Below are 12,155 nucleotides of genomic sequence, written 5' to 3' on the forward strand. Positions count from 1 at the left end.
AGCCGATCAAAAGCGGAATATAGTATGTCCGTCAGCGGCGCGAAAACGGCTTGGATTGAGCATCTGGATGTCAGCAGTGTCCAGATTGATGGTCTAGTTCGGGTCGCAGGATATTTGCCTGATGGCCGTCCGCCCGAAGAAGTTGTGACCATGGAGAAGGCCGCCTCATATGGCGCCTACGCGGTGTTTTTCGAAGCGGGGAAACAAGGCAGGCCGGGGGCACCGCAAGCGTTCTTATTCGTCGATGATGGGCCTGCTAATAATCCGGCGTTTGCGGAGTTGCACAAACGAATCTGGAGTTGGGGCGGCGTTCCACTCCTTTATCGGCGGATACCAGGCCTGGTGCAGCTCTTCCGATGCGCCCACAAGGCCGATTTCATTTCGGCTTCGGGAGATCTAGTCTGCAAACCAGTTAAAACACTGGGACTCGCTTCACGTATAGTTGCAAAAGAAGCTTGGTGGGACGCAGAAAGACTGCGAAACAGCACGCTTTGGGATGATCCAGCAGCTTGCAAGCTACTTCTATCCGCGTCGAAATCGGCACATCGCCTGCTTGTCGATGCCGTTAGTGGCCTCCATTCTAGACTGAAGAGTAGTGGTCTACTGAACGCAGGGCTTCGACGCCGCCTTCTTATCCTTTCACTCCTCATTGCTTATCTGGAAGAACGCGGCGTTCTCCCAGCCGACTTTTTCGGGCAATTTACTGAAGGTGCCACGAGATTTTTTCATGTTCTTGAGGACGGTCCTGCGCTTGTACAACTTCTTCGATCTCTTGAAATGCGCTTCAACGGCCACATTTTCAGAATTCACGACGAGGACCGCGCCGCACTTGAGAACAGCACGGAACTTCAAGGTTTCAGCACGCTGATAGAGGCGCGGGTTGAAGCAGGAGGGCAGCTCAACCTCTGGGCGCTCTACTCTTTCCGCGATTTACCCGTCGAGGTTATCAGCCATATCTATCAGCTATTCGTTTCCGACACCGATAGCTCCGTCTATACACCTCCTTCGCTTGTCCGCCTCATGCTTGATGAGGCATTGAGCTGGCAACGACTTGACCGGGTGATCGACCGAGACGAACTCATCCTCGATCCTGCATGTGGCTCTGGTATTTTCTTGGTCGAGGCTTACAAGCGCCTCGTGCTGCACTGGAGAAGCCGAAACGGCTGGGCTAAACCTGGTGTCCATGTGTTACGCGCATTAGTCGAACGCCTTCGCGGGGTTGATGTCGAAGGTGGCGCGATCGAGCTAGCAGCATTCAGCTTGTGCCTGGCGCTATGCGACGCGCTGGAGCCTGAAGATATCCGCGCAAGTGTTCAGCTTTTCCCAAAGCTAAACGACCGTACACTAATAGAATCCTGCTTTTTTGAAGCAAAGGAGAAAAAACGCATTGTTGGCCCTATCGGCGTCGTTGTTGGTAATCCACCCTTCGTATCCGCCCTCAAGACGCAAGGTGCAATCCGAAGCTATCAGCGCTTCACAGAAGCTATCGGTACTGGGGCAGACAAGCAGATTGCGTACCTGTTCTTGCATGAAGCCATGGAACTTCTCGTTCCTGGGGGTACGCTCTCCATGCTTCAACAGTATAACCTGATCTACAACGCCAGCTCCGCACCTGTTCGCACTGCCTTTTTTTCACGTTGGGATGTGCGCGAAATCCTCGATTTTGTGTCGATTCGTGGATTGTTTAGCAAAGGTGGCGCAGACACTAAAATTGTCGCCGTCGTTGCGGATGCGGCTGAACCACCCAATAACCGCAGAATCTTGCACGCTGTTTTTCGTCGCGCTGGTCGTGCCGATGCCGAACAAGGTTTCGATATCGATTATTATGATTTGCATTGGCTACCGCGCAGTGACGTTCTCGCGGAACCCGGACCTGAAATTTGGCGTTCGGGTCTCTTGGGCGGGGCGCGCGCTTACAGCCTCGTCAAAAGGCTCAAGCAATATCGTACGCTTAAGCAGCATGCCGCTGAACGAGGGTGGCATGTTCGCGAGGGGTTCGTTGAGGGCCAGAAGGGTGTATCCCGGCCCTCTGATCACCTGATCGGCAAGCCACTTCTGCCCTCGACCGCTCTTTCCGTGACCGGCATCGACAAAAGCCAAATCACTGTAGTGCCAGACAAGCCGATTGAGGGCCCTCGCTCGGCCGAACTCTTCACTCCGCCTATGCTCTTGGTCCGCGAACATGAAGATTTGCCAAATGCGATTTGGTCTGAAGAGTATCTCACCTTTAAGAACCAGATCGTCGGATTCGCCAAGGCTGGCCGCGACGATCTAGAGGTAGTTGCACGCTGGCTCAAAACTGAGTCGATCGCGTTGCGCGCCTATGCAGCTGGGATCAGCACGAAGCTCTTCACCCAGAAGGCGACTAATATTGCCGGAGCTGATGTGCTTGCTTTGCCATTTCCTGAGGATGGCGATCTCGACCTCAGCGACAATGAGCGAATTGTTGCCGAGGATATCGTCCACCAGTATCGAGAATTCGTTCGCAAGGGCAACGAGTCTTGTCTTTTACGCGAGGATGCCTGCCAGGTACTTGACGACTTCGCACGTTTGTTCTGCAAGCAGATCAACACAGTTTATCAAGAAAAGCCGCTGATATCGCTGACACCGCGGCGCTGGTCAGGAATCGTCTGCCAGCCCTTCGTGTTTGGGACTGGGGTGATCGATTGGGACGGCGAAGATACGCTGCACGACAAGATTGATGTTCTACTAAGGGAACAAAAGGGCACGTCGGTTTCCATTACACGCATCGCAAGAATATATGACGGGCATTTTATTTTCCTTCTGAAGCCGGATCGTCTTCGTTACTGGCTACGTTCGGTGGCATTGCGCGATAGCGACGACGTATTGGCCGATCTTCGGGCGCAAGGATTTTGAATGCTGGCGGATTCTGACGGAGTTAATGTTCAGAGTGGGGGGTTATCACCCGACCTACATCGTCCGAAGACTTGGCTTCATCAACTGATAACTTTCATTCTGGAAGAATTGCCGAGCTGGCGGGATCGTGGTGGTCGACCAACTGCGGATTCTGAAACACAACTAACCTCGCAACTCTGCGCTCACCTTAACGGCACCACCCGAAAATCTCCCGGCTGGGACGTTCTCCAGTTCCGCATCGAAGAGCCCGACGAAACGAAGCTTTCGCGCCGAATTGATCTCGTTGCAGCGCCAGCGGGAGAGGTCATCTGGATTGAAGGACGCCGGCATGACGATTTTGATACGCTTCTTCCAATTGAATGCAAACGACTTCCCACACCAAAGGGCAAGAACCGAGACAAGCGTGAGTATTTGCGCGTTGCGAACGGCAGCACTGGTGGCGTACAGCGCTTCAAGGCGGGATTGCACGGCGCGGCGCACGAACAGGCAGTCATGATCGCTTATGTGCAGACGGGCGGCATAGTGTCTTGGATCAACCGACTCGATTTCTGGATTCGCGCCCTATCTCGTGTTGGTATTTCCGGTTGGAGTCTTGATGATCGTCTGAATCTAGTCAGCCACGACACCAATCTGCGTATCGCCGTCCTATCATCCGAACACGAACGAGAACTCAACCTAAACAGAATTGAGCTTCGTCATTTGTGGGTCGAGATGTGAACGTCTCGGGTCAATTTCACCATCGAATAGACGTGAATCAACTAGCGGATAAGTATAGGAGCGGTGGCTGAAAATATCAAAAACATTTCGTTTGCCATCTATGTATATTCGTGACGAAGTTGTTCAAATACATTTCGCACGAAACTTGAAAACTAGGCCATTTAATAAACAGATTTGCGGAAAGCCGACATGATGACGTGAATAATGGCGACGCAGGCGCAAAAGTCTCTTAATACGGTCGCCCGTCAATCCCCATGTTTGACGAATAGAGAAGTTGATAAACTCTAATTTTGTAAGCTGCCAATCAAAAGCGCATGGACATGCGCCGCCTCGTCGGAAAAAATCTCACCCGCCTAAGAGATGAGCGGAATATGACGCAAAAGGAAATTGCGGCGATCAGTGGCATCAGCCAGCAATATCTGAGCAGCCTGGAACGCGGAAAACGGAACCCAACCGTTATTACAATCTATCAGATTTCATTGGCGCTCAACGTGGATCCGATGGAGTTTCTTCGACGGATCAAGAAGCCGAAAGATTAGCACCACGGCTCGCGATGTCCGTGCCACGGCCGGGCAAGCCCCTCGTTGATGAGAATTTGGCTTACGTCGTTGCCGTTGACCAAGACCCTTGCGAGGGTGCGGCCATACTTGTCCTTGCCATTTCGGAGGATCTGAATGCGTTGTCCGTTCGCCAACTCGGCGAGCCGGCGCTTGGCCTTCTTTGCCATCTGGATTTCATAGGAACATTTTCCGTCGATCTCGGCGGTATCCAGGCCGAGAACCCGCACACGCTCCGAGCCGTGCTTCATGCCGATCAGGAAACTGTCACCGTCCCAAACGCGCAATTGCTGTGGCTGGCATGTCGCAGCACAGAGATACACGGCAACAACGATGTGGCTGGTCATTCTCTGTTGAAGTCCCCTATTCCGGACAGATCAACGCCAATGTCCGCCTTGTTTGGATCCTGCGCCCATAGCTGTTGCCGGAGTTCATTCCTGGGGTCCGGACTCGCATTGTCAGCCTCTGGCGCCGGCGCTCCCTCCACTGAGGCGGCCGGGTCCGGAGCAGCCAGATCAACGCTCTCTCCTGGGTCTTTTGCCGTGAACACATACTCACCGTCGAAATACCCGGTCTGGTATGCCTCGATGGCATCTTCGAACGCCTCTTGAACCGGCGTGCCGTACCACTTCGTCACGACCCGATAGACGCGGGCGAACAGCGCGGTCCCGATTTTGATGTTGTTGCAGGTGTCGAACACATCCGCGGTGACCTGGGACTTGTCGGTGACGCCAATTCCAACGGGGTATTGCGTGAGCCCGACGCGCACGACGGCTTTGCCGAGGTGATCCTGAACCAGCTTCATCGCTTCTTCGGGTGATTTGACCTTCGGCACCAGAAACGTCTTCGATCCGGCACGAACGGTCACGTTCAACGGATCTTCTGATCCTGCCGCCGCAATGAACTCTTCAACGATGGCAGGGGTCAAGGAAGGGTCGGCACACTGTTCTATCAGGGCGGCATCTATCATGGCTTCACTCGTTGAATGCGATCACCAGCGGAACATCGAACAGCTTTGCCCAGGCTGTGACGCTGGCACGCTGAATAGCGGTAATGTTGCTTCCGCCGGTCCACCAGCCGTTGGCGATCGCCACGATGATATCGGCGTTCAAAGCCATGGATTGCAGGACAGGCCAGATAATCAACTGCTCGTAGCAGATCAACGGCGCTGCGCGATAGCCCGCGACAGGCATAACTGGATTGTAGAATATGTAGGCGTTGGCTCCGCCGCCGTCTCCTGTGAGCCGGCGCCAAGGCTGCCACATGGAAACCGGGACCGGCATGCGTTCGCGATAGAGGATCCGCGTGTCCGACTTCGCGATCTCCACCATCACCGTGTCATAGCCGCTCTTTTGAATGGCCGCGGCGCCCCCGATCACGGTCACTGACAGATCCGACAAAGCATCTGTCCAGAGCCGTTCCGTCGTCGGAGTCCATAGTCCTAAAGCGCTCTCGGGCAGGACCGCTACCTTAGCCCCCTGCCCGGCCGCCTTGCGAACCATGGCGATTGTTTCCTGCTGCTGCTCATAACCGGCGTGCTGTCCAGCCCCTTCATAGCGGAAAGTGGTGTTGATGCCGGTCCAACCCTCAATTACGTTCGGGTCCGTCCAGAATGCGGCGGACCAAGCAGCACATCCGGCGACAATCGGGACCGCGATCCTCCAAAGGCTTGTGGTCATCATGAGCAACAGGATCGCGGTCGCTGCCAGTCCGAACCAGCTCCATCCCGGAAAGAGCACGCCGGCCGCAGTGATCGGGCTGGCCCAACCCATGATTCCGAAGGGTGGCAAGCTCATCAGAACGCTTGCGATTAGATACCGCAGCATTCGCGGCCAACCGGATCGGCCCGACCACAGCGCGGAATAGACGGCGACAAAGACGAGAGACGCTGCGAACCAAAGGCCGATTCCGATAGCATATTGGGATCCGAAGAATATGGACGCGCCCTGCGGCAAGCCTCGTGAGGCTCCGAGGAAGTGCGCCGCTGCCACCAGCGCCGCCACGGATCGGGACGGAGAATAGGCCCAGAAAGCCGGAAACAGCATTCCGGCCGGCAGCAGAAGCACGTTGCCGGACCAGCCGATTGTGCCGGTCGCAATGCCTCCCAGGACGCAAAGCAGACCCCGCGCGAATTTAGGGCTGGAAGGTGAGCACTTCTCGCGCCAGGCCGAGAATGCCGCTCGCCGGGATGGGGCCAAAATATCTTGAATCATAAGAAGCCACGTAATCGGAATGAACAAAGATATCGCCCGCCGGAACGATACCCCCGGCATAGGCGGTCAATGGACGCCCCTGCTCGTCCTTCGCCTGGATGGAAGAATGCGCCAGGAGCTCGCCATCGACGGCAACCTGATTGCCCTCGATGGTGACGGTCTGTCCCGGCAAGGCCACAACGGTTTTGATGAGCGGTGCCATGCCGCCGTTGCACAAACCTGCAGGAAGATAGAGCCGATCGCGCGCCAGTTCGATCGCCGGCGAATTCGCCGGCGGACAGATGAACAAGGTGTCCCCCCGGCGAGCTTCCCTGGACAGTTCCTCGATCCGCCAAAGTCCGAGTGGGAAACTCGGTGTGGTGTTGATCCGGTAGCCGCCGAGAAAACCGGCGGCGGCAATGCCGCCAATCGCTAATCCGGCCAGCGACAGGATTGCCAAGGCTTTCCGCTTGCCCCGTCGCCGCGCCTTCTCTATCACCGGGTCATGCCCTGATCTTTGACCTGTTCCTTTTTCAACACCTGCGCTTGAGCTTTCTCCTGGGAACGCTTCTTTGCATCGACTTTCTGCAGCGCGTTGAACTTCGGCCATGCATCCGCAAGCTTGCTCCGATCTTCATCGGCAACCCGGGCGGCGGCCTTTTCAAAGGCAGGCCCCTCCGGTTTGAGACCGGCCATGAACGTTCTCTCGCCGAACCTCTGGTCCAGCTTCGCGGCGACTTCACCGAGCTCGGCCTCGACCATCTTGTCCGCCAGAAGGAAGGACAGGCCCGCATTCAGGTCGTTGCGGTCGATGGCATCGCGGATCCGCGACAAGACGCCATCGGCCGCCGGCGACAGCGCCGGCACATCGACGCGCGACAGATCCCGCTCCCGTTCCAACTCCACCGTGCGCAAGTCTCCGATCTCGGCCCTGAGACGGATGTAGTTTTTCACATCGTCGCTGAGCTGCGGAACGTTGTTCAACGCCTGCTCGCGAGCTTCGCGAGCGGACTTGCCCGCAAGCATTCCCGTCTTGCCGCGTAGCGATCCGAACTGTTCGGGCGCATTCGCCAATTCTTCAGCGAGCTTATCGCGGGCGGACACCTGCTCAGCGCCACTCGATTTCACGATGTCATCGATCCGCATCGACTTTACGGCCTCGTCCGGCTGCTCATAGACGAGACGGGCGCGGTTCTGGATTTCAACCCAATGGGCTGTCAACGTTGCATCGGACTGCAATTTGGCCTCCACAGTCTCAGTGACGGATAGTGCCCATTCCTCAACGCCTTTGATCCAGGGCTGCAGCGGGGCCGCCTGTTCGCGTGGCTCTGTTTGGACGGTAAGTGCGTTTGTGGCAAGACCGCGTGAACCAATGCCAAGCTTTGCGCCGAGCACGGCAAGCCGCTCGCCGAGCGCCAAGAGCTTCGCCCTTTGCTCGCCAAACCAACGGCGCTGGTTCTGCACCATGGCCTTCGCAACCCGAAGTCCGTAGAGACCCCGACTGCCCGCGTAGCTGAGCGCCTGGGCATAGAGTTCCGAGCCCGCATAATCGAGCGTCGTATCCTTGGCACCTTTCTTGGAAAGAACCTCGACCAGGCCGCCATTCTTCGCAAACGACAACGCTCCGTGATAGAGCTTCACGTCTTCCCGGTGCCTGGTCATCGCGACATAGGTCAGATGCCGGTCCAGCGAAAGCGTTGCCAGAACCTTGACCTTGTCGACGGTCGCGCCTTGAGATTTGTGGATCGTCGTCGCATAGCCGTGATCGACATTGCGATAGGTCTTCTGGTTGACCTCGACGCGCCGGGTTTGATCCGATCCCCCACTACCACCAACAGCCCCGATCTCTGCAACAATGCGCCCCTCACCCGCTTCGACCACGCGGCCGATCATGCCGTTCTTGACGTTTAGGTCTCGGTCGTTCTTCAGGAACACGATCTGATCGCCAGCAGCAAAGAACCGTTCGCCGTCCTCGGTACGGAACTTGTGCCCTTCCTCAATCAGACCGCGTTCAATGAGCGTGGCGCGTGCCAACTTGTTGAGCTCAAAAACATCAGCTCGAAGATGGGCAAGCATCAGCATCGACTTCGAGGGATCGTAGTCGGCCGACCAGTCATCGATCATGCCTTTGATGACCTGATCCTTGAGCGGCATGCTGACAACGTGACCGTTGGCGCGATACGCGTTGATCGCTTTGGCGACATCGCCCCGTGCAAGATCCATGGACGCATCGCGCATCCACTGTTCGCGCTGACGGTAGATCGTGCCAAGTTCCGCGTAGCCCGTTCGGCCCGTCAGGGACCGAAACGCGGCACCGGCTTCGATCGGCTGCAGCTGCTCCGCGTCCCCGATCAGAATGAGCTTGGCTCCGGCCTTCGCGATCGTCTCGACAAAGACGCACATCTGCCGACTATCGACCATGCCCGCCTCATCAATCACAAACACGGTCTTTCTATCCGGAAGCCCCTCACCCCGCGCCCACGACAATTGCCAGGACGCCAGGGTGCGCGATGCGATTCCAGCTTCCTTCTCCAGCCCCTCGGCCGCCTTGCCCGCCAGGGCGGCGCCGGCGACATGATAGCCGTTCGACTCCCAGACCTGACGGGCGGCTTTCATCATCGTGGTCTTGCCCGCCCCTGCCCGGCCGACAACGGACGCCATTCGCTCATCGGCCGTGATGCGCTCAATCGCAACACGCTGTTCATCGGAAAGCTGCTGGATCTTGGAAAGGACCGCGGCGCGAGACCGCTCATCGACGCCATGGGAGGAAGCGGAAACAAGGTGATCGGCCCGCCGCGCCATCTCCGATTCGAGCCGCATCATCTCCCGGCTGGTGAGCTTCGCCGGTTCCATTTCGCAGGTTTCCGGATCAACCGCTTCGACGGCGAGCTTCACGACATCCGGGGAATTCAGAACGCGCGCCAGCAGGTCCTGGAACTTACCCGGATCGTCCACATAGCGATGAAGGTATTTTGCAATGTCCCGCTCATCGAAAACGCTCTTCTCGCGTGTGATCGCATCAATGACAATTTCCGGGCGGCGTTTGATACGCCGAACGTTCTCCAGGCAACTTTCCGCATGCCAGACCGCTCGTTCCAGATCGGCTTCACGTCCTTGGGCTTTGGCTTCTTTGGCAATGTTGCGAGCCTGAACTCCGATCTTGGATGTCGGGCGAAGCTCGATCCCCTGAGCCTCATAGCTGCGGTGATCGATCCGCGTTTCCTGGCCGGCTTGCTCCAAACTCTTGTTTGCATGCGTGGCCCAAAGCTCCCGCCACTGTTTCAGCGTTTCCTTGTCGCCAGCCCATGCCTTGTACTGGATCTTGCCGTTCTTCTGACCTCCCGCCCGAACCGGTTCTCCTTTCGCATCGAGAAGCGTTTCCCACTTCGACCCGAACCCCGCCTCCGTCAAAGGAGCCATCGTCAGCATGACATGGACATGCGGATTGTTTTCTTTGTCGTGATAGACCCAATCCGCAATCATGCCTCTCGATGTGAAGGCTTCGCGGACATAGCCTTGGACGAGGGCAACGTTCTCTTCGCGGCTCAATTCCGACGGCAGCGCGAACACGATCTCGCGGGCAAGCTGCGCATTGGCGCGGGTCTCATGCGCCTCGACCGCATTCCAAAGAGCCTCGCTCGCGCCGGCGACACTCCGCCCGTCGATCAGTGTCCGGAACCACTGTGGCGTCTGATCCGGCAGCGCCAGTTCCTCATGAACCAGATCGCCGTCCTTATGGGCGTAGTTGAATTTCTTGTGGTCCAGATCGTTCGATACCGTCATCTGGGTACGATGCCGGTATGCCGCCGCCGCGACACTCGACCGGCCTTCGCTCCGGGAGATCACCTGAACATGGAAATGATAGATGGCCATGGAGGGCGCTGAACCTGCGGGCGGCGATGATGGGGGCGAACGGTGGCGGGTTGAAGCGAGCGAAGCGAACAGCCAAGCCTCTGAAATTCATTTCAAGGGCCTGGCGTCAAACTTCGCGACAGAGTTGCGAAGACACTTGACGCTTAGCATACCGGGATTGTATCCACAATCCTATAAGTGCGCATTGGTAAGTTCTGCTTGAAAGCAGTCCTCTTAATGAGCAGCCGCCATGCGGCGGCTGGGCGCAAGCCCATCTCTTCGGTTTCAAGTCGCGAAGCTCATTTTCTGAAAAAGGCATTTCCAAACATGTTTGGCTGGCTCATTCGCAGAAAAGCGCAAACACAGGTCACTCCACCCGCCCCCACCTCTGAACGACAAGCTCCAAAAGTCGAAGCCAACCCAAAGGCGGCCTCGACACTGAAGACCGAAACACGCTCTTTTTCACTGGAGAGGGTCAGGCTTCAGAATGCGATGGGCTTTAAGGTCAGCCACGACGATTTGCCTGACAGCTTCCCGCTTCACTATTTCACCAAACGTCCTTTGCCGAATGGATCGATTGCGCTCTTTCCCGGCACGTGGGGAGCGGAAACACTGGAAATCAATCTGCCCATCCGGACGACGGAACAAGCCGACGCCCAGGAGGCGGGAGCGCAGGTAGAGAATGAAAGCGCTCTCATCGATCTGAGGAAGGTCGATAAGATCCCTGCCGAGCTGGATCTCTTCTTGCCGCTCTTCGCCAAAAGCGAAATCCAGCCACTCATGATTGACATGATCCCCGAAACCTCCTTCGGCGCATCCCTCGCAAACATCCTTACGCAAGGGAGCTGGAACGCGTTGCGGCTTGAGGCTACCGCGCGAAGCGGCGGCTGTTGTCAGGTCTGCGGTGACAAGCCCCAATCAATCGAGTGTCATGAGCTGTGGGAGTATCACACTCCGAAACGCCGCGACGCTGTATCGGATACGCGCGGCGTTCAAACTCTCGTAGCGTTGCTTTCCTTATGCAAGGCTTGTCACCGGATGTTTCATCCGTGTCGCGCTGATGCGCACGGCCAGTCTGACGAAGTGTGGGAGCGCATTGCCTGGGCAAACCGCTGGACGGGCGAACAGACTGCCGCCTATTCCCGTATCGTTCAAAAGATCTGGCAACGGCGATCTGCGATCACTTGGGATCTTGATCTAAGGCTGGTTCGCAATTGGGAACTTGTAGTCAGAAAGGCGAAAGTCAATATGCTTGATGACGGCCGTCTCCAGGATCTCATATCGGATCGCATCACCGGTCTGCTCGGCGTCAACTGGCGCTTTTCCAAAGAGAGCGAATTTCAAAAATCGTTGCCTCTTCCGGATTGGTTGACTGTCTAACCGACCTCCCGCCCGGATCTGGTTTACCACAGGCTACGGCTTTCTCTTCGGCGCTTGATGGGGAGCGCGTTCAAGCCTCCGCCCGCTCCGTCCGGTTTTCCTCAAAACCGGACTGCGGCCCTTCGGGCTGGAAAACCAGATCCTCAAAACCCGCATTTCGAAACCGATAGGCCCATCTCTTTTTACCTGAGCGGACTCCGCATGGGTTGAACGAACGGCTCCCGCTGCAACCCGTCTCGACACGGAGTCCCCGACCCGTTAAGAGCGAACCATGCCGCACCGGCAACCATTCACTTGAAGAGGATTATTTCATGGCTCCACGCACTGCCAAAACCGCCTCCGAACAGATCGACGACATCGAAGCACAGATTGCGAAACTGCAGCAGCGCAAAAAGGAAGTGCTCAAGAAGCAGTCCGAGCGCGTTGCCAAGCTCGTCATGGAGAGCGGCCTGGCCGATCTCGACATTGACGAGGCAGAGCTCTCCAAAGCTCTGAAAGATGTTGCTGCCCGATTTCAAAACCCGGCCACTCCACAAGCTCACACTCCGGCTCCGCAAAATTGAGGGGCAATTCCGAACTC

Annotated in this window: 10 protein-coding genes; 5 read left to right on the forward strand and 5 right to left on the reverse strand. The window is 56.8% G+C overall.

The window, feature by feature from the left end:
* Positions 1-24 precede the first annotated feature (24 nt).
* The 3 genes from FIV03_RS30555 to FIV03_RS30565 all read left to right on the forward strand — a co-directional run bounded on the left by FIV03_RS30555 (position 25) and on the right by FIV03_RS30565 (position 4,133).
* Positions 25-2,877 (forward strand): N-6 DNA methylase, encoded by a 2,853-nt coding sequence (locus FIV03_RS30555; RefSeq protein WP_209171745.1) that lies wholly within the window; start codon positions 25-27, stop codon positions 2,875-2,877.
* On the forward strand, positions 2,878-3,594 hold the full coding sequence (locus FIV03_RS30560) for a hypothetical protein (protein ID WP_152508014.1): 717 nt from the start codon (positions 2,878-2,880) through the stop codon (positions 3,592-3,594).
* Between the two features lie 314 nt (positions 3,595-3,908).
* On the forward strand, positions 3,909-4,133 hold the full coding sequence (locus FIV03_RS30565; RefSeq protein WP_062492156.1) for a helix-turn-helix transcriptional regulator: 225 nt from the start codon (positions 3,909-3,911) through the stop codon (positions 4,131-4,133).
* Here FIV03_RS30565 and FIV03_RS30570 read toward each other — a convergent pair.
* The 5 genes from FIV03_RS30570 to traA are packed head-to-tail and all read right to left on the reverse strand — an operon-like array spanning position 4,130 to position 10,216.
* Positions 4,130-4,498 carry a thermonuclease family protein gene (locus FIV03_RS30570; protein ID WP_062492154.1) on the reverse strand — a complete coding sequence of 123 codons (369 nt, stop codon included), beginning with the start codon at positions 4,496-4,498 and terminating at the stop codon, positions 4,130-4,132. The two genes, FIV03_RS30565 and FIV03_RS30570, sit on opposite strands and share 4 nt — an antisense overlap.
* Positions 4,495-5,121 (reverse strand): TraH family protein, encoded by a 627-nt coding sequence (locus FIV03_RS30575; protein WP_062492152.1) that lies wholly within the window; start codon positions 5,119-5,121, stop codon positions 4,495-4,497. Before FIV03_RS30575 ends, FIV03_RS30570 begins: the two co-directional genes overlap by 4 nt.
* Positions 5,122-5,125: 4 nt before the next feature.
* Positions 5,126-6,364, reverse strand: a complete 1,239-nt coding sequence (locus FIV03_RS30580) for a conjugal transfer protein TraB (protein ID WP_077294757.1) — start codon at positions 6,362-6,364, stop codon at positions 5,126-5,128.
* Positions 6,285-6,839, reverse strand: a complete 555-nt coding sequence (gene traF / locus FIV03_RS30585; RefSeq protein WP_077294863.1) for a conjugative transfer signal peptidase TraF — start codon at positions 6,837-6,839, stop codon at positions 6,285-6,287. Before traF ends, FIV03_RS30580 begins: the two co-directional genes overlap by 80 nt.
* Positions 6,839-10,216, reverse strand: coding sequence for a Ti-type conjugative transfer relaxase TraA (traA, locus tag FIV03_RS30590; protein WP_152508012.1), 3,378 nt, complete (start codon positions 10,214-10,216; stop codon positions 6,839-6,841). The genes traF and traA overlap by 1 nt, the downstream gene beginning before the upstream one ends.
* Positions 10,217-10,432: 216 nt before the next feature.
* Here traA and FIV03_RS30595 point away from each other — a divergent pair, with 216 nt between their 5' ends.
* A complete protein-coding gene (locus tag FIV03_RS30595; protein WP_152508066.1) occupies positions 10,433-11,575 on the forward strand; it encodes a hypothetical protein in 1,143 nt (380 codons plus the stop codon).
* Positions 11,576-11,886: 311 nt separating this feature from the next.
* The gene (locus FIV03_RS30600; protein ID WP_062492145.1) at positions 11,887-12,138 is read left to right on the forward strand and encodes a TraC family protein; all 252 of its coding nucleotides are present in this window, start codon (positions 11,887-11,889) and stop codon (positions 12,136-12,138) included.
* Positions 12,139-12,155 lie beyond the last annotated feature (17 nt).

The sequence above is a fragment of the Labrenzia sp. THAF187b genome, assembly GCF_009363375.1.
In the GTDB taxonomy this organism is placed as follows: domain Bacteria; phylum Pseudomonadota; class Alphaproteobacteria; order Rhizobiales; family Stappiaceae; genus Roseibium; species Roseibium algicola.

Bases quoted from the DNA above. Each gene is read 5' to 3' on its own strand.
- FIV03_RS30555 (WP_209171745.1), top strand. From the start codon at position 25: ATGTCCGTCAGCGGCGCGAAAACGGCTTGGATTGAGCATCTGGATGTC.
- FIV03_RS30560 (WP_152508014.1), top strand. From the start codon at position 2,878: ATGCTGGCGGATTCTGACGGAGTTAATGTTCAGAGTGGGGGGTTATCA.
- FIV03_RS30565 (WP_062492156.1), top strand. From the start codon at position 3,909: ATGGACATGCGCCGCCTCGTCGGAAAAAATCTCACCCGCCTAAGAGAT.
- FIV03_RS30570 (WP_062492154.1), bottom strand. From the start codon at position 4,498: ATGACCAGCCACATCGTTGTTGCCGTGTATCTCTGTGCTGCGACATGC.
- FIV03_RS30575 (WP_062492152.1), bottom strand. From the start codon at position 5,121: ATGATAGATGCCGCCCTGATAGAACAGTGTGCCGACCCTTCCTTGACC.
- FIV03_RS30580 (WP_077294757.1), bottom strand. From the start codon at position 6,364: ATGATTCAAGATATTTTGGCCCCATCCCGGCGAGCGGCATTCTCGGCC.
- traA (WP_152508012.1), bottom strand. From the start codon at position 10,216: ATGGCCATCTATCATTTCCATGTTCAGGTGATCTCCCGGAGCGAAGGC.
- FIV03_RS30595 (WP_152508066.1), top strand. From the start codon at position 10,433: ATGAGCAGCCGCCATGCGGCGGCTGGGCGCAAGCCCATCTCTTCGGTT.
- FIV03_RS30600 (WP_062492145.1), top strand. From the start codon at position 11,887: ATGGCTCCACGCACTGCCAAAACCGCCTCCGAACAGATCGACGACATC.